20 protein-coding genes are annotated in these 20106 nt (G+C 59.3%); 14 read left to right on the plus strand and 6 right to left on the minus strand.

Annotation, left to right across the window (positions count from 1 at the left end):
- Nucleotides 1–189: 189 nt before the first annotated feature.
- Nucleotides 190–1263 carry a sugar ABC transporter substrate-binding protein gene (locus AC559G_RS15265; protein WP_462615656.1) on the plus strand — a complete coding sequence of 358 codons (1074 nt, stop codon included), beginning with the start codon at nt 190–192 and terminating at the stop codon, nt 1261–1263.
- A gap of 9 nt (nt 1264–1272) precedes the next feature.
- On the plus strand, nt 1273–2523 hold the full coding sequence (locus tag AC559G_RS15270) for an LVIVD repeat-containing protein (RefSeq protein ID WP_498913112.1): 1251 nt from the start codon (nt 1273–1275) through the stop codon (nt 2521–2523).
- An 8-nt stretch (nt 2524–2531) separates the two neighbouring features.
- Here AC559G_RS15270 and cuyB read toward each other — a convergent pair whose 3' ends face one another.
- Both cuyB and cuyA read right to left on the minus strand, forming a co-directional pair.
- A complete protein-coding gene (cuyB, locus tag AC559G_RS15275; protein ID WP_498913113.1) occupies nt 2532–3275 on the minus strand; it encodes an aspartate/glutamate racemase family protein in 744 nt (247 codons plus the stop codon).
- The gene (cuyA, locus tag AC559G_RS15280) at nt 3272–4282 is read right to left on the minus strand and encodes a D-cysteate sulfo-lyase (protein WP_121555298.1); all 1011 of its coding nucleotides are present in this window, start codon (nt 4280–4282) and stop codon (nt 3272–3274) included. Before cuyA ends, cuyB begins: the two co-directional genes overlap by 4 nt.
- Nucleotides 4283–4681: 399 nt before the next feature.
- On the opposite strand from cuyA, the gene AC559G_RS15285 reads away from it, so the two are divergent.
- From AC559G_RS15285 to AC559G_RS15300, 4 genes are read left to right on the plus strand one after another with little or no spacing between them, the layout of a single operon-like run.
- On the plus strand, nt 4682–5653 hold the full coding sequence (locus tag AC559G_RS15285) for an ABC transporter substrate-binding protein (protein ID WP_279024941.1): 972 nt from the start codon (nt 4682–4684) through the stop codon (nt 5651–5653).
- 24 nt (nt 5654–5677) lie between these two features.
- A complete protein-coding gene (locus AC559G_RS15290) occupies nt 5678–6565 on the plus strand; it encodes a TauD/TfdA dioxygenase family protein (RefSeq protein ID WP_498913114.1) in 888 nt (295 codons plus the stop codon).
- Between the two features lie 25 nt (nt 6566–6590).
- The gene (locus AC559G_RS15295; protein WP_095848904.1) at nt 6591–7424 is read left to right on the plus strand and encodes an ABC transporter ATP-binding protein; all 834 of its coding nucleotides are present in this window, start codon (nt 6591–6593) and stop codon (nt 7422–7424) included.
- Nucleotides 7421–8305, plus strand: a complete 885-nt coding sequence (locus AC559G_RS15300; RefSeq protein WP_498913115.1) for an ABC transporter permease — start codon at nt 7421–7423, stop codon at nt 8303–8305. Before AC559G_RS15295 ends, AC559G_RS15300 begins: the two co-directional genes overlap by 4 nt.
- A 57-nt stretch (nt 8306–8362) precedes the next feature.
- Here AC559G_RS15300 and AC559G_RS15305 read toward each other — a convergent pair whose 3' ends face one another.
- On the minus strand, nt 8363–9382 hold the full coding sequence (locus AC559G_RS15305) for a malate/lactate/ureidoglycolate dehydrogenase (protein ID WP_498913116.1): 1020 nt from the start codon (nt 9380–9382) through the stop codon (nt 8363–8365).
- A 228-nt stretch (nt 9383–9610) separates the two neighbouring features.
- Here AC559G_RS15305 and AC559G_RS15310 point away from each other — a divergent pair, with 228 nt between their 5' ends.
- The 8 genes from AC559G_RS15310 (at nt 9611) to AC559G_RS15345 (ending at nt 17503) form a co-directional block, all read left to right on the plus strand.
- The gene (locus tag AC559G_RS15310; RefSeq protein ID WP_498913117.1) at nt 9611–11530 is read left to right on the plus strand and encodes an FTR1 family iron permease; all 1920 of its coding nucleotides are present in this window, start codon (nt 9611–9613) and stop codon (nt 11528–11530) included.
- A 36-nt stretch (nt 11531–11566) separates the two neighbouring features.
- Entirely contained in the window at nt 11567–12094 is a 528-nt protein-coding gene (locus AC559G_RS15315; RefSeq protein ID WP_095845091.1) for an iron transporter, read from the plus strand.
- Between the two features lie 72 nt (nt 12095–12166).
- Entirely contained in the window at nt 12167–13543 is a 1377-nt protein-coding gene (locus tag AC559G_RS15320; protein WP_498913118.1) for a Fe-S-containing protein, read from the plus strand.
- 2 nt (nt 13544–13545) lie between these two features.
- Entirely contained in the window at nt 13546–14832 is a 1287-nt protein-coding gene (locus AC559G_RS15325; RefSeq protein ID WP_498913119.1) for an ABC transporter permease, read from the plus strand.
- Complete coding sequence (locus tag AC559G_RS15330; protein ID WP_498913120.1) at nt 14822–15952, plus strand: ABC transporter permease; 1131 nt, start codon at nt 14822–14824, stop codon at nt 15950–15952. The genes AC559G_RS15325 and AC559G_RS15330 overlap by 11 nt, the downstream gene beginning before the upstream one ends.
- 3 nt (nt 15953–15955) lie before the next feature.
- Entirely contained in the window at nt 15956–16651 is a 696-nt protein-coding gene (locus AC559G_RS15335; protein ID WP_498913121.1) for an ABC transporter ATP-binding protein, read from the plus strand.
- Nucleotides 16638–17120, plus strand: a complete 483-nt coding sequence (locus AC559G_RS15340) for a TlpA family protein disulfide reductase (RefSeq protein WP_438597837.1) — start codon at nt 16638–16640, stop codon at nt 17118–17120. The genes AC559G_RS15335 and AC559G_RS15340 overlap by 14 nt, the downstream gene beginning before the upstream one ends.
- 2 nt (nt 17121–17122) lie before the next feature.
- Entirely contained in the window at nt 17123–17503 is a 381-nt protein-coding gene (locus tag AC559G_RS15345) for a c-type cytochrome (protein ID WP_498913122.1), read from the plus strand.
- 71 nt (nt 17504–17574) lie between these two features.
- Here AC559G_RS15345 and tmaR read toward each other — a convergent pair whose 3' ends face one another.
- The 3 genes from tmaR to AC559G_RS15360 form a co-directional block, all read right to left on the minus strand.
- Nucleotides 17575–17892, minus strand: a complete 318-nt coding sequence (gene tmaR / locus AC559G_RS15350) for a PTS system regulator TmaR (RefSeq protein WP_095845098.1) — start codon at nt 17890–17892, stop codon at nt 17575–17577.
- Between the two features lie 163 nt (nt 17893–18055).
- Nucleotides 18056–19126 (minus strand): FUSC family protein, encoded by a 1071-nt coding sequence (locus tag AC559G_RS15355; RefSeq protein ID WP_438597834.1) that lies wholly within the window; start codon nt 19124–19126, stop codon nt 18056–18058.
- A gap of 119 nt (nt 19127–19245) precedes the next feature.
- Entirely contained in the window at nt 19246–20013 is a 768-nt protein-coding gene (locus AC559G_RS15360) for an N-acetylmuramoyl-L-alanine amidase (protein ID WP_498913123.1), read from the minus strand.
- Nucleotides 20014–20106: the final 93 nt, after the last annotated feature.

The following is a 20106-nucleotide window of genomic DNA, read 5'->3' on the forward strand; positions in this document are numbered from 1 at the left end:
TCACCTCTTACAGCAACAACTCACGAATAGCCCCCGCCATGACCTGGCGCATGGCAGGACGCGGCCCGGCGAATACAATTTATCATCCCTATCGTCATCCTGCGTTCGGAGCGATCGGGGAAATAACAACGCCATGCAACATGGCCAAATAACATTGTTTTTATCATTAACCATGCAGGGTAACTTTACATGAAGCTGTTCAAAACCTCGTTGCTGGCACTTAGCCTGTTCTCGCTCACCCCGTGTTTCGCCGCCCCCGCAGCCGCTCCGGTGCCGGCTGCAATCGCCAACCACCAAGGCCCGATTCGCATTGCGGTAGTTCGCAACCTCGGCTCTGACGACAACACCACGCAGTTTCTTGCCGGCGCCATCCAGGAAGGCCGCAAACTGGGCTTTAAGGTCAGTACCTTTCTCACCAACGGCGACGATGCCAAATTCCAGGACTTCGTCAACCAGGCCATCAGCCAAAAATACGACGGCATCATTCTCTCTCAGGGGCGCGATCCCTACGCCACGGCGCTGATCAAACGCATTCGCGAAAGCGGGATCGCCGTGTCGGTCTACGATACCGCGGTTCAGGGCGAGATCCCCGGCGTCACCGTCACCCAGCAGGACGACGCTTCGCTGAGCGAACTGTCATTTGGCCAGTTGGTGAAAGACTTTAACGGCAAGGCCAACATCATCAAGCTGTGGGTCGCTGGCTTCCCGCCAATGGAGCGGCGCCAGGCGCAGTACCAAAAGATGCTGAAAGAACAGCCGGGGATCCACGAGCTTGAATCGATCGGCGCGGTATCTTCCGACGTGCAGGGCGATACGGCCAACAAGATCGGCGCGATCCTGGCGAAATACCCAAAAGGCAAGATCGACGCGATCTGGGGCACCTGGGATCCGTTCAGCCTGGGCGCGTATAAAGCCCTGCAGGAAAACGGCCGCACGGAGATCAAGCTCTACAGTATCGATATCTCCAACCAGGTGTTAGCATTGATGCACGCCAAAGACAGCGCCTGGAAGATCAGCGTGGCGGTGGATCCGAAGTTGATCGGCGCGATGAACCTGCGGTTGATCGCCAACAAAATTGCCGGTGAACCAACCCCGCCAGTGTATGAGTTCAAAGCCGTCGCGATCCCACAAGCGCTGGTGCAAAGCCACCCGGAAGCCACCAACGTCGCTTCGCTGGCGAAAATTATCCCAGGTTGGGGCCAGTCTGCTGATTTTGTTGCGCCCTGGTTCGCGACCCTTGAAGCACAACAGCCGAAAAAATAAGGAGTCATGATGGCGAAACCGCCTCTTCCACAGCCTGAATATAGCCGCAATATGCGCCTGATCGGCCACAGCGATCAGGGCGGCAAGCCAGACGGGGTGCAGGTGATGGTGCACCGTGGCTATGCCTATATCGGGCACATGGTTTCACAGGGCTTTTCCATCGTCGACGTGCGCGATGCCAAAAATCCCCGCCCGGCCGGCTTTATCCCGGCCCCGCCGGGCACCTGGAATATCCATTTGCAGGCCCATGACGACCTGCTGCTGGTGGTCAACGCGCGCGATCTGTTCGCCGATACCCGCTTTGCCGACGAAAAAGTGTATTACACCAAGGCAATCAGCGAGACGGTATCAGGCAATAATGCGGGGCGCGGCTGGAGCGCCGGTATGCGGGTTTTTGATATCTCTACGCCGGATAAACCGCGGGAAATCGGCTTTCTGGCGCTGGACGGCATCGGTGTGCACCGCATCTGGTACGTTGGCGGGCGCTGGGCGTATGTCTCGGCGCTGATCGACGGTTATACCGACTACATCTTCCTGACGGTCGATCTGGCCGATCCGCGCAACCCGCAGGTCGCCGGGCGCTGGTGGCTGCCGGGCATGCACAGCGCCGGCGGCGAAACGCCAGACTGGCCGGAAGGCAAACGCTACGCCCTGCACCATGCCATCATTAGCGGCGACACCGCCTACGCCAGTTGGCGCGACGGCGGCCTGACCTTACTGGATGTGAAAGATCGCAGCCAGCCGCAACTGATCGCCCACCGCAACTGGAGCCCGCCGTTCGGCGGCGGCACCCACACTGCGCTGCCGTTGCCGGACCGGGATCTGCTGGTGGTGCTGGATGAAGCGGTGCTGGATAACCAGGAGGACGGTGAAAAACTGATCTGGCTGTTTGATATCCGTGAGCCGAGCAACCCGGTGAGCATCGCCACCTTCCCGCAGCCGGACGAGCGGGACTATGTCAGCAAGGGCGCCCACTTCGGGCCGCACAACCTGCATGAAAACCGCCCAGGCAGCTTTATCAGCTCGTCGTTGATTTTCGCCACCTACCAAAACGCCGGTGTGCGCGCCTACGACATCAGTAATCCTTATCAGCCGAAGGAAACCGGCGCGTTGGTGCCCGCCAACCCACAGGCCATGATGGATAAGCGGCCGGGGCGCCCACACGTGATCCAATCCTGCGATGTGTTCGTTGATGCGCAAGGCATCATCTACAGCACCGACTATAACGCCGGGCTGTCGATCATCGAATATCAGGGATAGCGCGTAGTTCAGGTACGCCGTTCCAGCGCCGCATCCGCGTTGGAACGGCGTTGGCTTTCCTGCCAAAGGCGCACGCATTGGCGCGCCAGCGCGCGCGCAGGATCAAGGGCTAACGGTAGGCTGCGCGATTGTACGGCAGCCAGCGCCGGCGGCACTTCCGTGCAGGCCAGCACCAGCTTCTGCGCACCGCGCGCCAACAGTGCGTTGGCCAGTTCATCCAGCAATTCGCCGCCACGCTGCAACTCGCCGCGCTTCACCGCATAACAGCCGGGCACAAACAGCCGTTCCAGCTCCGCCTGCGCCGGCAGCAACGCGGTGATGCCCTGCGCCGCCAACCGCTGCTGATACCAGCCCGCGGCCAGCGTCCCTGCCGTGGCGATAATGCCCACCTTATCCGGCGCCCCGGCCCGCAGCTCATCCGCGCAGGCATCGACAATATGCAACAGCGGCGCCGTGCTGGCCGCCGCCAGTTCGTCATACCAATGGTGGGCGGTATTGCAGGCGATTACAATGTGGCTGGCGCCAATGCGGTTGAGCCGCTCCACCGCCGCCAGCAACGCCGGCAACGGCGAAGGCCCTTTACCGGCCAGGGCCAACTGGCGATCCGGGATCTGCGGCACGTTCCACGCCACCACCGGCACATGCTCCTGATCGCGCGCAGCAGGGGTTTCCTCAATAATCTTTTGCTGTAGATCCAGCGTGGCCAGCGGCCCCATGCCGCCAAGCACGCCAATCAATAGCTGCCCGCTCATTGCGCGCCCTGCTCCAGCCACTGGCGGTAGCCGAACAGGCCGGCAGCGCCGCCGGTATGGACAAACACCACATTATCGTCCTTGGCGAAATACCCTTTGCGCACCTGATCGATAAGCCCGGCCATGCCTTTACCGGTGTAAACCGGATCGAGCAAGATGCCCTCCAGCCGCGCCAGCAGTGTTAAAGCTTCGCGCACGCCATCCGTCGGCAGGCCGTAACCTTCGCCGACGTAGTCACCGTTGGCGACCACCGCACTGCGCGGCAACTCGCCGGCAATGCCCAACAATTCGCGGGTGCGCTGCGCCAGATTCCACACGTTTTCTTCTTGTTTGGCCTTCGGCGCCCGCACGCTGATACCAAGCACCGGGATACCGCTGTGGGTGGCGCTCAGCCCAGCCACCAGGCCGGCCTGCGTGCCGGTGCTGCCGGTGGCGTGCACTACGTGATCGATACGCAATTGCTGCTGGCTTGACTGCCAAAGCAGTTCTTCGGCACAGGCCACATAACCCAGCGCGCCGATCGCATTGGAACCGCCGCCCGGGATGACATAAGGCTTATGCCCTTGGTCACGCAACTGCGCGGCCAGCGTTTCCAGGGCCTGCTGCATATCGGTGCCGCCCGGCAGATGATCGACAATCACGCCACCGAGCAAATCATCAAGCAGAACGTTGCCGGAGCGCTGATACTCTTCACCGAAATCGTTAACGCGCCTTTCCAACAACACCTGGGTTTTCAACCCAAGCCTGGCCGCGCCGGCGATGGTCTGGCGCACATGGTTGGACTGCGTGGCGCCCTGGGTCAGCACCACATCGGCGCCCTGCTGCAAGGCGTCGGCCAACAGGAACTCAAGCTTGCGGGTTTTATTGCCGCCGGTGGCAAGCCCGGTACAGTCATCGCGTTTGATCCAGATAGTCGGGCCGCCCAACGCTTTCGACAGTTGGGGCAGTGGTTCCAGCGGAGTGGGAAAATGGCCGAGCCGAACGCGGGGGAAACGAGCGAGATGCATAATTTTTTCCTTTAATGAGGCGTTTCAAATAGGCGGCCAGTATAGAAGCGAGGGTAATTTTTTATTTAGCAAAAATATGGCTATCGATAGTTAAAAAAAAGATATTGCATTCATAAGCAATAAAATAACGCCTATTAGCCAGCGTTAATGCATTTATCAGATAAACAAAGAAAAACGGTTGCTATAGAAATGGCGACAAAAATACCTATCCAAATGAATTTTATAGAATTAGTTTTTAATATTAAATATATCAAAAAAGAATTTAACAACTCAGGCGCACAGCCGTAGGCTTCAACAAACACATTCAAAACCATTATTTATAATAGCGATTTTTCATCAGGAGAAATAATGAACCTAAATTTTGGGAAACTGCGCCTGCGCGCCGTTGCCGGCGCCCTGATGTTAGCCAGCCTGGGCACCTTTGCCACCCAAGCCCAGGCTGAAGGCAGCATCAGCATCGCGCAGCAGTTTGGCATTGGTTACCTCATTCTGGACGTGGTGCGAGATCAAAAATTAATCGAAAAACACGGTAAGGAACAGGGGCTGGATATTAAAGTCGACTGGCGCACCCTTTCCGGCGCCACCGCCATTAACGAAGCGCTGCTTTCCGGCGCGCTGAACGTAGCCTCTGCCGGCGTGCCGCCGATGCTGACGGTGTGGGATCGCACCCGTGGCCGGCAAAACGTGAAGGCCATCGCGTCGCTCGGCTCCATGCCCAACTATTTGCTCAGCAATAACCCGGCGGTGAAAAGCGTTAAGGATCTGAGCGATAAAGACCGCATTGCCGTGCCGGCCGCCGGCGTTGGCTTCCAATCACGTACCTTGCAAATCGAAACCGCCAAACTGTACGGCGACAGCGAATTCAAGCGGTTTGACAATATCAGCGTTAGCCTGCCCCACCCGGACGCCAGCGCAGCGCTGATCGCCAACGGCACCGAGATCACCGCGCACTTCTCCAGCCCGCCGTTCCAGTACCAGGCGCTGGAGCACCCAAATGTGCACAAGATCCTCAGTTCATACGACGTGCTGGGCGGGCCGGGCACCTTCAATGTGCTTTACACCACGCAGAAGTTCCACGATCAAAACCCGAAAACCTACCGCGCTTTCTATGATGCGCTGGCGGAAGCCGCGCAGATCATCAAGGCAGACAAGGCCGCCGCCGCCCAAACCTACATCCGGGCGGAAAACTCCAAACTGCCGCCGGCCCTGGTGCAGAAAATCGTGGAAGATCCGGAAATCGACTTCACCATTTCGCCAGAGCGCACCTTCGTTTATGCGGAAAAACTGCACCAGCTCGGCGTGCTCAAGAATAAAGCCGACTCCTGGAAGGATTATTTCTTCCCTGAGGCCTATGCCAACCCAGGCAGCTAACCCGAACCAAACAGGAGAACGATTGTGACCATAGCCCTTGCCGCTGAACCAACGATTGCCGGCCAGAATTTTACCGTACGCCCCCTGGGTGGGCTGGGTGCGGAAATCATTGGGCTGGATCTCGGCCAGCCGCTGAATGAGCGTGACTTTGCCCGCATTCATCGTGCCCATTTGGAGCATCACGTGGTGGTGTTCCGCAACCAACAGATTACGCCGGAACAGCAAATCGCCTTCAGCCGCCGTTTCGGCAAGCTGCAGATCCACGTATTGGCGCAGTTCCTGTTGCCCGGCCATCCGGAGATCCTGATCGTTTCCAACATCATTGAAAACGGCAAACCGATCGGCTTGGGCGATGCCGGCAAATACTGGCACTCGGATCTCTCTTACAAGGCATTGCCAAGCCTTGGCTCGATGCTGTACGCACAGGAATTGCCGGCGGAAGGCGGTGACACGCTGTTCGCCGACATGCACCAGGCGTGGGATACCCTGCCGGCCGTACTGCGCGCCGCCGTTGAGGGGCGCAATGCGGTGCATGCCTATACCGCCACCTACAGCAAGCCGAAGTTCGGCGAACACTGGCGGCCACAGTTAACGGCGGAGCAGTTGGCGCAGGTGAAAGCCGTTTCCCACCCCATAGTGCGCACCCATCCGGAAACCGGGCGCAAGGCGCTGTTCGTCAGCGAAGGTTTTACAACCCATATCGAAGGGCTACCGGAAGACGAAAGCCACGATATCCTGCAGGCACTGTATGCCCACAGTATAAAGCCGCAGCATATTTACCGGCACGTTTGGCAGCCGGGCGATCTGGTGTTTTGGGACAACCGCTCGTTGATCCATCTGGCGACCGGTTGCCCTGCACACCTGCGCCGCAAACTGTATCGCACCACCATCGAAGGTGATGCGCCGTTCTGATTTTCAGGCCTCGGGGGAAAACACCATGACTCACTCAAGCCAAAACCCGCTGTTGCAAGTCCGCAGCGTTGGGCTGGAATACCGCACCCGCCATCGCCAGGTGCGCGCCACCCATGATGTCAGCTTCGACGTCTGGCCCGCCGATCGCTTTATTTTGCTCGGCCCTTCCGGCTGCGGTAAATCCAGCCTGCTGAAAGCCATCGGCGGTTTTTTACCGCCGGTCAACGGTGAGATCCAGCTCGATGGCAAACCGGTGGTACAGCCCGGCCCCGATCGCATGATGGTATTTCAGGAATTTGATCAGTTGCCACCGTGGAAAACCGTGCTGGAAAACACCCTGTTCCCGCTGCTGGCCAGCCGCAAGGCCACCCGCGCCGAAGCGCGCGAGCGGGCGCTGCACTTTTTGGATAAAGTGGGGCTTGCCGGCTTTGCCGATGCGTTTCCTCATACCTTGTCCGGCGGCATGAAACAGCGCGTGGCGATCGCCCGCGCCTTGACCATGCAGCCGAAAATCCTGTTGATGGATGAACCCTTCGCTGCGCTGGACGCGCTGACGCGGCGCAAAATGCAGGAAGAGTTGCTGGCGCTGTGGGAAGACGAGCGCTTCACGCTGCTGTTCGTCACCCATTCGATCGAAGAAGCGCTGGTGGTGGGCAGCCGCATTTTGCTGCTGTCACCGCACCCAGGGCGGGTGCGCGCCGAGCTGAACAGCCACCAGTTCGCCCTGCACGACAGCGGCAGCGAACCTTTCCAGCATGCCGCGCGGCAGATCCACGATCTGCTGTTTACGCCTGAACCTTCCGCGCCGCAGCCGGCGCCGCGCCCACTGTTGCCGCTAACCGCGAGTGCTTTGCAATGACCACACCAAGCCCTGAAACCCTGACGCCGCCGATCCGGCCCGAATACCAGCGTGAGCTGACGCCGCTGCACAACCTGCCGCTTGAACGCCCGTTGCCGCTTGCCACACGGTTATGGAACCAAACCTGGTTGCGTAAAAGCGTGCTGCTGGCGGCCCTGCTGCTGCTGTGGCAAGGCGCGGCGTATTGGCAGCAAAACGATCTGATGCTGCCCAGCTTTACCCAAACGCTGCACGCCTTTGTTGATGATATGCTCAGCGGCGAACTGCCGGCTAAAATTGCCATTTCGATCGGCACCTTGTTGAAGGGCTACGCGATTGGCAGCCTGTTGGCGCTGACGCTAAGCGCACTGGCGGTTTCCACCCGCTTAGGGCGCGATTTGCTTAGCATGTTGACGTCAATGCTCAACCCGCTGCCCGCGATCGCCCTGTTGCCGTTGGCGCTGTTGTGGTTTGGCCTGGGGGAGAAAAGTCTGATTTTCGTGCTGGTTCACTCCGTGCTGTGGCCGATGGCGCTCACCACCTGGTCGGGCTTTATGTCGGTTTCCGAAACGCTGCGCATGGCCGGCCGCAACTACGGCCTGAGCGGGTTACGCTACGTCTGGCATATTTTGATCCCGGCGGCATTGCCTTCGATCCTGGCCGGCCTGAAGATCGGTTGGGCTTTCGCCTGGCGTACGCTGATCGCCGCCGAACTGGTATTCGGCGCCTCCAGCGGCGCGGGTGGCCTGGGGTGGTATATCTTCCAAAACCGCAATGAACTGTTTACCGATCGGGTGTTTGCCGGCCTGGCTTCGGTGATTATCATCGGCCTGCTGGTGGAGAGCCTGGTGTTCGCCACGCTGGAGCGGATAACGGTGAAACGCTGGGGAATGCAGCGCTAATTTTAGGCTACTGCCAGCCACCTGCCGGCCATCGCCGCAGGTGGCTGGCGTGATAAATCAGAGCGCAGGCGCCAGGGCCTGCAGCTGTTGCCAGCTCACCTCGTCCACCTCAATGCCGTGTTGCAGGCGATGTTGATAGGCGTTGCGTTCAGCATCGCCCGGCAAAAGCAGTTCACCGTCATCGCGCGAACTGCGTACCCAGGCCAGCAACGCCGACACTTCCTGCCGCCAACTCTCGGCCCCCCCTAAACGATCCGGATCGATATAAATCGACAGCATACTGTTGATAATGCGCTTTTTGCCTTGCGCAACATGGCGCTCGGTAATACCGCCGGTCAGCGCCGCCCCCAGCAGCGAACAGACCAGCGCCAGGCCGGATCCTTTATGTTTACCGAACGGCAGCAGCGCGCCCAACGGCGGCTGCACCACCCAACGCGGATCCTGCGTCGGCTGGCCGGCATCGTCAACGATACAGCCCGGTTCCACCTGCTTGCCGGCGTTCCAGGCAATGCGCGCCTTGTTGCCGGCAATCGCGCTGGTGGCGAAATCCAGAATCACCGGCGCCCCTTCGGCCTGCGGAATACCCGCGCAGAACGGGTTGGTGCCCAACCGTGAATACTGCCCTTGCCAGGGCATGACAATTGCCCGGCTGTTGACGTTGGCGAAGTGCAGTGAAACCAGGTCGGCTTGCGCGGCCTGCTCCGCAAAGGCGCCAATCCGCCCCAGATGATGCGCATTGGCCAACCCCACTACCGCTACCCCCAACTGTGAGGCGCGCGCAATGCCCGCCGCGGTGGCCTGGCAGCCCACCACCTGGCCAAAACCGTGCTGGCCGTCAAATGCCAGTAGCGCCCCATTGTCTTGCAGCAACTCGGCGCCCGCCGCAGGGTTAAGCCCGCCCTCAGCAATGGCTTCCAGATAGCGCGGCAACATACTCACCCCGTGCGAATCGTGCCCCTTAAGGCACGCCTCCACTAAATTTTCAGCCACCTGTTCGGCGGTTGCCTGATTAACGCCATTTTCGACCAAGCGGGCCGCCACATAGTCGCGCAAAAACGGCGCAGAGAAAGTCGGCATAGTAATCCCCCTGTAAAAGGCGCTAGCTTATTACCGCGTTTATTCAGCGCTAACTATGCCTTTCGCATAAGCAATACCGTTTTTGTGCTAATACCGCCCGGTAGCCCCCTCTTTTCAAAACCCGCTGACGGTTAAAAACCCAACTTATGATCCAGGTCAATGTAACGCCATACCAACAAATGATAATAATAACGATTATCATTAACACGCTAATGGTGTGTGCCTCTAATGCCCATAATACGTTTTCTGCTCATCCTCCTCAGCGTACTGAGCAGCGCGGGTGCATGGTCAGCTTCCGGCTATGCGCCTTATATCAACGATATTCAATCCCGCCTGGACAAAACTGCCGCGCTTTACCACAACCAGCAAGCCAATGACGCCCGCCGCGAAGTGCAAATGGCGTATTTTGAAGTGTTTGAAAACCTTGAAGGGCCGATTCGCATTAATATCTCGGCGCAAAAAAGCTATCAGATGGAAGCTGCCTTTGGCGATATCCGCCGCATGATCGGCGAAGGGAAACCGCAGCCGGAAGTGCAGGCAAAAATCGACTGGCTGAAAAGCGAGCTTAGCGGCGTTGAAGCCGTGCTGGACGGCGGCCACCAGTTAGTGGCCGAACAGCAGCACGGCGCCTATGACAACCAGGCCATCGCGCTCTACTGGCAGCAGAGTTTTAAAACCATTGACGATCTGCTAGCCCAGGCTATCAGCCAATATCAGGCCGGCGACCGCGCCGCGGCGGCCAAAAGCATCCAGCAGGCACATTTCCAGGGCTTTAAAAATTCAGAAATGGAAATGTCGATCCGGCAAAACCGCACTTCGCAAACGGCCGCCGGCATCAATCAACAATTTACCGCGTTGATTGCGCTGAGCAACCAGCCAGACCAATTGAGTGAACTGGGCTACCGCACCACCGAACTGCTGCAAACGCTGGAAGATATACTGCCGGGGCTGCCCACCACCCGCGCCGATCAGGCGGTGGCCGCGCCTGGCCCCGCTGGCCAACCTGCGGCAGATGCTGATGCCAACGCCACGGCGGACTGGAGCGCGGTGGCCGCTAGTATTAACCAAAGCGTGCAGGCAGCAATTCAACAATACCGTGCCGGGCAGGCGCAGGATGCCATTCTGGCCATACAGGACGCCTACTTCGATCACTTCGAAGCCAGCGGCATGGAAAACAAAATCGGTTCGCGCGACGCCGCCTTCAAAACCACGCTGGAGGGCCACTTTACCCGCCTGGTCAGCCTGATGAAATCCGGCCAGGCCACGGCGCAGATAAGCGCGGAAGCCGACGCACTGCAACAAGACCTGGCCCAGGCGGTGGCGCTGGTCGGCCAGAGCGGCGAAAGCCCGTGGAGCCTGCTGGTGTACAGCCTGCTGATTATCGTGCGTGAAGGGATGGAAGCGCTGCTGATCGTCGCCGCTATCGTCGCCTACCTGATTAAAAACCAACAGCATGACAAACTGCCGATGATCCGCCAGTCGATATGGGCCGCTCTGGCCTGCAGCGTGGTGACCGCGCTGCTGTTCCAGTGGCTGTTTACCAATTCGGGGGCCAGCCGTGAGCTGCTGGAAGGCATCACCATGCTGATCGCCGTGGTGATGCTGTTCTTCATGAGCTACTGGCTGCTGTCAAAAGTGGAAGCGCGCCACTGGAAAGCCTACCTCGAAGGCAAACTTTCGCACGCGCTGACCAGCGGCTCGCTGCTTGGCCTGTGGCTGACCAGCTTCCTGGCCGTGTACCGCGAAGGGGCGGAAACCGTGCTGTTCTACTATGCCCTGCTGGGGGATGCCCAGACGGTCACCGGCCATGCGGCCGTGCTGGCCGGGTTCGTGCTGGGTTGCATTATCCTGCTGCTGGCCTGGTTCATCATGCGCTACACCGTGCTCAAACTGCCGCTGAAGCCATTCTTCATGTTTACCGGCTCGTTCATGTATTTGATGGCCTTTATCTTTGCCGGTAAAGGCATTTTGGAACTGGTGGAGGGCAAGTTGTTCCAGCCGACCCTACTGCCGGGATGGCCGGAGATCGGTTGGCTGGGCATCTACCCCTATGTCGAAACGCTGTTGCCGCAGGCGGTGCTGGTGCTGGCCGCGCTGATCGCGCTGTGGATCATGCAGCGCCGCAAAACCGCTTTACCACCCATGTAATGAACCACACAACCGTTAAACCAAGAGGATGAGTGAATGAGCATCAACAAAAGCCTGATCGCCGGCGCCATAATCACCAGCGTCTTCACTGCGCCCGCCGCTTTCGCTTTCAAAGAGTACCCGGCCGGTGAAGCCGTGAAGATCAATGAAATGGAGATCGCCGCCGTTTATCTGCAGCCGATTGATATGGAACCCCGCGGCATGGGGCTGCCCGCCGCCAAAGCCGATATTCACCTGGAAGCCGACATCCATGCGGTGGAAGGCAACAAAAACGGCTTTGGCGCCGGCGAATGGATGCCGTTCCTGACCATCGCTTATACGCTGGTCAATACCGATACCGGCGCCAAACAGGAAGGAACCTTCATGCCGATGGTCGCCAGCGACGGGCCGCACTACGGCGCCAACATCAAAATGATGGGGGTGGGCAACTACAAGGTGACCTACCATATCGATCCACCGTCCAAGGCCGGTATGCACCGCCATACCGACAGTGAAACCGGGGTTGGCCGCTGGTGGAAACCGTTTGACGTCAGTTATGACTTCAAATATGTCGGTCTGGAATAACAGCAGGATAACCGGTTGCGCACAAGGGCGCGCCGCGGCCGCCCTTTTGCTTCATGCTGAGCCCAGGTTTTCATGAACTATTTTTTTGTCGTTACCCTGCAGGCGTTTGCCTGCATCGCCCTGCTCGCCGGCCTTAATGGCTGCCGCCAGCCCAGCCCTGTGCTGCGCCGGCTGCTGTTGCTGAGTTTGATTGGGCTGCTGCTGGGGGGCTGGGCCGGGCTGAACGAGCCGAAATCCCAAACGCTGCAGTTGGCCATCACGGGGGTTGAGATCGCCGCGCTGCTACTATTTTTACTCAGCCTGTGGCGCTGCCCTGCCCGCCTGGTCTATGCCTGGCAGGCGCTGCTGGTCTTCGGCGCCGCGCGCCATTGGGCCAACAACCCCAATCTTGGCGCACTGTCCACCACCCATGTATTGAACACCGATCTGCTCATTAACCTCAGCGCTCTGGTGCTGGCTTTCTTCTGCCTGGCGTTGGCCGCGGTGTTGACCGCGATGCTTTGCCGCCGCATCACCTGGCTGCGCTGGCCGGTGGCGCTAATTACCGTGCTTTCGCTGCTGTTGCCGCTCACCGGCAACGTCCTGTTGCTGCTGATGAAACTGCAGGCGCTGGCGTTGACGAAGCCGCGGCTGAGCTTTGTCGCCCACGTGACCAATAACCTGCCGCTGCTAAGCTACCTAGCCGCGGCGCTGCTGTTGCTGCAGGCGTTGCTGTGGTTGCCCCAGGCGCTGGGGCGCCGGCAGGTTGCCCGGCAAACCGAGGCGGCGGTCGCCAGGCGGCTGGCGCAGGCCCGCGCGCGCAACGGTTGGCGTTTGTTTGCCGCACCGTTGGTGCTGGCCGCTTTCGTGGTTACCAATCAGCTTTACTGGGACAACGTGGCCTCCAGGCCGCCGCGCCTGTCAGAAGCGACGCCGGTTCAGCTTGCCGCCGATGGCCTGGTGCACCTGCCGATCGCCCAAATCCGCGACGGCAAACTGCACCGTTTTGTCTGGGTTGCCGACGACGGCAAAGCGGTGCGCTTTTTCGTGATTAACCGCTACCCGGATCGCCTGCGGCTGGGGGTCGTCTTCGACGCCTGCCTGCTGTGCGGCGATCAGGGCTATGTGATGGAAGGCAACCAGGTGGTCTGCGTGGCCTGCGGCGTGCATATCTTTATCCCGTCGATCGGCAAGGCCGGCGGCTGCAACCCGGTGCCGATCGACGGTTGGCAAAATAACGAGCAGGAACTCACAATCCCACGCGCGGCGTTGGAAGCCGGGGTCAATTACTTTTCTACCGTCGTTACGCTGCAGGTTACCGATCCGGTAGACGGCAGCCGGTTAACCAACGTACAGGCGGAATACAAATACCAATACGGCGGGAAAACCTGGTTCTTCGCCTCGGAGGCCAACTACAACCGCTTCCGTAACGCGCCGGATCAGTTCGTTGCACAGGCGGAGGGGGAATAATCATGCTCTGGCGGATGCTGTGGCAATCCTGGCGGCGCAACCTGCGGCGCAAGGCGCTGGCGGTGCTGACGGTATTTTTGGCCGCGGGGCTTATCTCGGCGCTGTTGGCGGTTTCCATTGACGTGGGCGATAAAATGTCGCGCGAGCTGAAATCCTACGGTGCCAACATTTTAATCGAGCCCGCCAGCCAGGCTATTTTGCCGGCGATATCCGGCGAAAGCGGCAACCCGCTGGACGGGCAAGATTTCCTCGATGAAGCCGAACTGCCGGCCATCAAAGACATTTTCTGGCGCAACAATATCGTTGGCTTTGCACCGCTATTGAGCGGTGAAGTCACCACGGGCAACGATCGCATCAGCGTGCTGGGGACGTTTTTCCTTCAGCCGGTAAATGTGCCGGACGAAGAAGATTACCGCACCGGCCAGCAAGCGATCAGCCCATACTGGCAGGTTAGCGGCCAGTGGCCCACGGAGCCGCCAACGCCGGGTAAGCTGCAGGCCTTGGCGGGCGCAGCGTTGGCGCGCCACTACGGTTGGAAGCCAGGCGACACGTTGCAGTTACATGGGCCGAGTGGTGAACGCACGGTCACGCTAAGCGGCATTCTGGCCAGCGGCGGCGATGAAGATAACCAACTGGTGATGCCGCTGGCGATCGTCCAAGACCTGTTGGGGCTACAGGGCAAAGTACAGGCGATCCGCGTTTCCGCACTGACCGTGCCGGAAAATTCCCTGTCCCGCCGGGCGCGGGAGAACCTGGATGCGCTGAATGCCGAGGAATACGATCTGTGGTACTGCACGGCGTACGTTTCCTCGATCGCCCATCAGCTTGAAGAGGCCATTTCCGGTTCCGTGGTGCGGCCCATCTGGCAGGTAGCCGCGTCCGAAGGAGTGATCATCGATAAAATCCAGCTGCTGCTGGGCGTGGTTACCGCAGCGGCCTTGCTGGCGGCGGCGATGGGCATTGCGTCGTTGATGACCAGCACCATTATGGAACGGGCGAAGGAGATCGGGCTGATGAAAGCGCTCGGCGCGCGCCAGTGGCAAATCCTGCTGCTGTTTTACCTAGAGGCGGCGTTGAGCGGCGTGCTAGGCGGGCTAGCCGGTTGCCTGGCTGGCTGGGGGCTGGCGCGCGCCATCGGGCTGATGCTGTTTGGCGCGCCGCTTGATTTTGCCTGGGTGGTGGTGCCCTGCGTGCTGGTGGTTGCGGTGCTGATTGCGCTGATCGGCACCTGGTTCCCGGCGCGGCGTATCGCCCGGCTCTACCCGGTGGAGGTGCTGTATGGTCGTTAACCCCGGCATGTTCTGGCGCCTGGTTTGGCGCGCGCTGCGCCTGCGGCTGCAGCGGGTGAGCGTGGTGTTCGCCGCCCTCACCGTGGGTGCGGCCATCGTTACCGCCATGTCGGCCGTGTGGTTCGATATCAATGCCAAAATGAGCGAAGAGCTGCGTACCTTCGGCGCCAATTTTTACATCGGCCCGGGCCACGGCAATACCCTGGCGCAAGCGCAGCTGCAACCGATACTTGACGCCGCGCCACCGGGGTTAATCAACGCCGCCAGCCCCTACCTGTACGGCATGGCGCGTACCGAGCTGGAAAAAGTGGCGCTGATGGGCGTGTGGTTTGAATCGCTGCAAAAGCTGGCGCCCTACTGGCAGGTTAGCGGCAGTTGGATCGGCGTCAGTTTTGACGATCGCAACGCCATGATCGGCGTGCGCCTCGCCCAACGCCTGAACCTGCGGCTTGGCGATAGCGTCACCCTGGTCAACGGCAGCGAACGCCAACGCTTGACGATCAAAGGCATCGTCGAAGCCGGCGACGCCACCGACAACATGCTGATCGTCAACCTGGATCTGGCGCAAAAATGGCTTAACAAAAGCGGGCAGATCAGCAACGCGCTGCTAAGCGTTAATAACGATCTGGGCCAGGTCGATCGCTACGCCGCACGGCTGCAGCAAACATACCCGCAGCTTGAGATCCGGCCGATCCGCAAAGTATCGGCCTCTGAAGGCCAGGTGCTGGATAAGATCAAAGGGCTGATGGGGCTGGTATCGGTGGTAATTCTGGCGCTGTCTTCCCTGTGTGTGAACACCACGCTGATGGCGATTGTCAGCGAACGCGCGCGTGAATTCGCCTTGCAGAAAGCGCTCGGCGCCCGCAATCGCGACATTATTTACCAGATGCTGGCGGAAACCGCGCTGATCGCGCTGGCGGCAATTATCTGCGGTTGCCTGCTCGGTTATCTGCTGGCGCAGTTGCTGGGCCTGACGGTGTTTAACGCCACCATCTCACTGCGCCTGCCAGTGTTCCCGATCACGCTGGTGCTGTCGTTACTGATCGCCACGCTGGCGGCCATTTTTCCCGTCAGCCAGGCGGTGCGTATTGAACCCGCGAAAACCCTGAAAGGAGAGTAGCCTATGCCACTGTCACCACGCCCCAACACGGTGATTGAAACCCGCCATCTGTTCAAACGTTTCGGGCAGGTAACCGCGCTGGACGACATTAACCTGCATATTCAGCGCGGGGAGTTTGTCGCCATCATGGGCGCTTCAGGATCGGGCAAAACTACGCTGATGAATATCCTCACCTGCCTGGATACCGCCACCAGCGGCCAGGTGTTCCTGGACGGCACCGATGCCGCCACGCTGGATGAAGAAGGCCGCCGCCGCTTCCGCGCCGAGAAAATCGGCCTGGTGTTCCAGCAGTTCCATCTGATCCCGTATCTGAATGCGCTGGAGAACGTCATGCTGGCCCAGCACTACCACAGCGTCACCGATGAGGCGGCGGCCAAAGCCGTGCTGGCGCAGGTGGGCCTTGAACACCGGATGACTCACCTGCCCAGCCAACTTTCCGGGGGCGAGCAGCAACGGGTGTGCATTGCCCGCGCGCTGGTCAATGAGCCGCCGGTGATCTTCGCCGATGAACCCACCGGCAACCTGGACGAAGAAAACGAACAGCGCGTACTGGACGTGCTGAAGGCCCTGCACCGCCAGGGGCGCACCATTGTGATGGTGACGCACAATCCGGCATTGGGCGAATTTGCCGATCGCATTATCCGCCTGCAACACGGCAAATACCTTAGCGAGGAGGCGCCATCCCATGCGCTGGCTTAATTTTTTTCTGCTTATCTTGCTGCTGGCCGGCTGTAAACAGGAGCAGTTGACGATCGGTGAACCGGCGCCGGCGCTGGCGGCGTTCGATCTGCAAGGCAAACCGACGGCGCTCAGCCAATGGCAGGGGCGGCCGATCTACCTGAACTTTTGGTCAGCCAGCTGCGGCGGTTGCCTGGCGGAAATGGAAACGCTCAGCAAGCTCAGTGAACAATGGCAAGGCAAAGTGGTGGTGCTGGCCGTTAACACCGACGCGGACGATTTGGACATCATGGCGCTGCTGCGCCAGCGGCGTATCCATTACCCGGTGATCCGCGATCAGCTTAACATCACCCAAGAACGCTACCAGGTTATCGGCACCCCAACCTCTTTCCTGCTGGATGCCCAGGGGCGGGTGATCGCCCAGCATCAGGGCGCCCACAGCCCGCAGGAACTGGCGGACATCTTTCGCCGTCTGGCGCAGGAAGGCTGACCATGAAAACGTTCTTGTCATCCCCTCGCCTGCCGTTGCTCGCCGCCGGGCTTCTGCTTTGCGCCCTGTTGCCGGCAGCCCCCAGCGCATGGGCCGACGTTGCGCGGGACTATCAACGCGACTGCGGCGGCTGCCATGGCCGCAAGGCGGATAAACCGGCATTCAACCGCGCGCCGCCGCTGACGAGCCTTTCCCGGCAGGAAATCATCGCCGGCATGACCCGGTTACGCGACGGCGGCGGCGCTGATGCCGCCAGCCGCGCCAAAGCCCGGCTCAGCGACGCGCAAATCAATGCCTTCGCCGATTACATCATGACGCTATCGCCCAGCGGCGGCCAGCCGGCGGCGCCAGACAAACCCGGCAACGCCGGGCAAATGCCCTAAAAGCAAAAAGCCCGCAGGCAAACGCCTGCGGGCTTTTTTTGCGCAGCCTATCTACAGGCTGCCGGCGCGGGTTACTTCACTTCACCCATCGCTTTCAGTTTCTTCGACAGATCGCGGCGTTCTTTCGACAGATCGGCGTTTTTGATGATGTAGTCATCAACGCGATCTTCATAGTCGCTACGCATGTTGGCGATGATTGCCTGAATGTCTTCGATGCTCATACCCGGCTTGATATATTGACTCAGGTTGTCAAGCAACAGTACGCGCTTCTGGTTGTCACGAATTTTCTTTTCGTTGTCGATAATTTCACGCTGCAGCTTATTTTTACGGCGGAACATACGCACAAACTCCAGAACGTCCTGGAAACTCTGCTTATTTGCATTATCCATCTTCATACCCTTGCTTAAGTAATACACAGATTCATTTACTTACGGCCACGATGCCACCAAGATACAGGTTAGTGGCCGCCAGACACAACCGGTCATTTCCCTATCTTACCCGCTTTAGGCTCCCTGACCAAAACCCGAAGCGCCCGCTTCATGATCTCACCCCTTAATTTCGCAGCGGAGTGGTACAAAGCTTGAGCAAATCGCCCAGTTCTTCCAGTTGTTTCGCTAGTTCCATACTCAGCCAAACGTAACCGTAGATCGGCGCCTCGTTGTGCGGGCTGGTGCTTGCCTGCTGCATCAGCGCCTTCAGTTCGCTGGATATTTCGCTCAGTTCACCGGCCACTTCACGCTCTTCATCTTCCTGCACGCCGTTACGCATAATGTCGGCCAGAGATTCCAGCGAGCGCAGCGTCAATAACTGCGCGCTGCGCAAGGTTTTGGCATTCAGCATGATGAAGTGCGTCTCACGCGAGGCCCAGTAGGCATCCGCCAGCAGTTCCAGCGTGCACACCAGATTGCGGCTCAGGGTTTGCACGGCCTCAAGCACCGGTTTGGGAATATGGGTTTCATTGCTGCTGGGGGTGATCATCGTGCGCAGCTTGACCACTTTGGTGAGCAGTTTCTTCAGCCGCAGCTCAAGACGGGGGCGCTCGATGATGTTCAGCGACAGGTAAGCGCCGTAGATTTTACCCACTTCGTCCAGGCAATCGGCCATGTGCATACGCCAAAGTATGTAGGCGCGCTGCGGATAAATGCTGGTAAACAACAGCGCCAATAGCGAGCCGATGATCACATCGCCGCTGCGCCACAGCGCGGTATACATATCCCCCGGGCTGGCGCCGCACACCACCGCCAGCGTGATACCAATCAGCAACGCCATATAAGGCCGTTTACCCAGCGTTAAGTAGCCGCAGACAAACATCACCACACCGCACCACAGCAGCATAATCGGTAAGGAGAACAACTCCAGATAGAGCGCGATCAAGCCGGAAACCGCGCCAAATACCGTGCCTGCAATACGCTGCAGCGCGCGCTGCACCACGTTGCCCCAAAACGACAATGGCCCCATTACCACCACCAGCGTAATCAACGGCCAAGACCCCTCAGGCACGTCCAACAGGCGGACGACCAAAAAGGTCAGGATGAATGCCAGCGCGATACGCAACCCATGCACAATGCGGTGGTTACGGTAAATCAGCAATTCGAAAGGGGAAATTTTCCTGTCCAGACGCACAACGAAACTCACTTGCCAAAACAAAGAGCACATAGTTTAGCGGAGGAATCACTTCAAGGTATATCAGTTCTGTGTTGGCAGATATTTCCCCTGCGCCAATATCAGCGGGCGTGACGGCATCAACCGGTGTATTTCTCCACCAGCGCCCGCAGGATTGCTGCAGTTTCCGCGTCCATCACGCCGTTATAGTGCTGCGGGCGGAAATGCAGTTGGAAAGCGCGCACTAAACGGCGGTAACCGTCATCGCTCTGCGCGCCGGTAATGTCGTAGCCGTATAGGGCAAAAGAGGCCAACAACGCTTGCCGATCCGGCAGGCCGTTGCGGCAATAGTCCTGATGATAGCACCGCTGGGTGGCCCGATCGTACCAGGCGCCGATCCCCGCCTGGTAGAGCCGGTGCCAGGGGAACTGCGGGCCAGGATCGCTTTTTCGCCCTGGGGCGATATCCGCGTGGGCGAGCACATTGGCCGGGGTAATATCAGGGTAGCGCGGCAGAATGTTTTGCACCAGTTGAATCACTGCCGCAATCTGCTCTGGGTTAAACGGAGGAAAAGTGGCCTCTTCCCCGTCGCCGCTGGCCAGATTGACGATCTCAATGCCGATGGCGCTATCATTGATATTGGTGCGATCGCCCCAGCGGCTGGCGCCGGCATGCCAGGCGCGATCGTTTTCATCCACCAGGTTGAAAATACGCAGATCGGTAAAACCGGCCTGCCGATAGCTGGGATCGGCCGGATCCGGCACCAGATAATGCGCGCTGACCGCATCGCCAGTCAAAGATTGTACCGAGTCGGCAAAGTTCTGCGCGGTATAGTGCAGCACCAGGAAGCGAACGCGGCGATTGAAACTGGCTACCGCCCGGTAGCTATGGTAATCGATACTGAACATTAAGACCCTCTTTTCACTGGCAATACCGGCCCGGCGGCCTGGCTTTTTCGCCACGGTGGGATTTATCTTTTGGCTAAAGAGTGAGAGTATCGC

The organism is Gibbsiella greigii, assembly GCF_039540155.1.
Classification (GTDB): Bacteria; Pseudomonadota; Gammaproteobacteria; order Enterobacterales; family Enterobacteriaceae; genus Gibbsiella; species Gibbsiella quercinecans.

Bases quoted from the DNA above. Each gene is read 5' to 3' on its own strand.
- AC559G_RS15315 (WP_095845091.1), top strand. From the start codon at position 11,567: ATGAGCATCAACAAAAGCCTGATCGCCGGCGCCATAATCACCAGCGTC.
- AC559G_RS15360 (WP_498913123.1), bottom strand. From the start codon at position 20,013: ATGTTCAGTATCGATTACCATAGCTACCGGGCGGTAGCCAGTTTCAAT.
- AC559G_RS15270 (WP_498913112.1), top strand. From the start codon at position 1,273: ATGGCGAAACCGCCTCTTCCACAGCCTGAATATAGCCGCAATATGCGC.
- AC559G_RS15330 (WP_498913120.1), top strand. From the start codon at position 14,822: ATGGTCGTTAACCCCGGCATGTTCTGGCGCCTGGTTTGGCGCGCGCTG.
- AC559G_RS15340 (WP_438597837.1), top strand. From the start codon at position 16,638: ATGCGCTGGCTTAATTTTTTTCTGCTTATCTTGCTGCTGGCCGGCTGT.
- AC559G_RS15285 (WP_279024941.1), top strand. From the start codon at position 4,682: ATGTTAGCCAGCCTGGGCACCTTTGCCACCCAAGCCCAGGCTGAAGGC.
- AC559G_RS15305 (WP_498913116.1), bottom strand. From the start codon at position 9,382: ATGCCGACTTTCTCTGCGCCGTTTTTGCGCGACTATGTGGCGGCCCGC.
- AC559G_RS15300 (WP_498913115.1), top strand. From the start codon at position 7,421: ATGACCACACCAAGCCCTGAAACCCTGACGCCGCCGATCCGGCCCGAA.
- tmaR (WP_095845098.1), bottom strand. From the start codon at position 17,892: ATGGATAATGCAAATAAGCAGAGTTTCCAGGACGTTCTGGAGTTTGTG.
- cuyB (WP_498913113.1), bottom strand. From the start codon at position 3,275: ATGAGCGGGCAGCTATTGATTGGCGTGCTTGGCGGCATGGGGCCGCTG.
- AC559G_RS15310 (WP_498913117.1), top strand. From the start codon at position 9,611: ATGCCCATAATACGTTTTCTGCTCATCCTCCTCAGCGTACTGAGCAGC.
- cuyA (WP_121555298.1), bottom strand. From the start codon at position 4,282: ATGCATCTCGCTCGTTTCCCCCGCGTTCGGCTCGGCCATTTTCCCACT.
- AC559G_RS15265 (WP_462615656.1), top strand. From the start codon at position 190: ATGAAGCTGTTCAAAACCTCGTTGCTGGCACTTAGCCTGTTCTCGCTC.
- AC559G_RS15325 (WP_498913119.1), top strand. From the start codon at position 13,546: ATGCTCTGGCGGATGCTGTGGCAATCCTGGCGGCGCAACCTGCGGCGC.
- AC559G_RS15320 (WP_498913118.1), top strand. From the start codon at position 12,167: ATGAACTATTTTTTTGTCGTTACCCTGCAGGCGTTTGCCTGCATCGCC.
- AC559G_RS15345 (WP_498913122.1), top strand. From the start codon at position 17,123: ATGAAAACGTTCTTGTCATCCCCTCGCCTGCCGTTGCTCGCCGCCGGG.
- AC559G_RS15335 (WP_498913121.1), top strand. From the start codon at position 15,956: ATGCCACTGTCACCACGCCCCAACACGGTGATTGAAACCCGCCATCTG.
- AC559G_RS15295 (WP_095848904.1), top strand. From the start codon at position 6,591: ATGACTCACTCAAGCCAAAACCCGCTGTTGCAAGTCCGCAGCGTTGGG.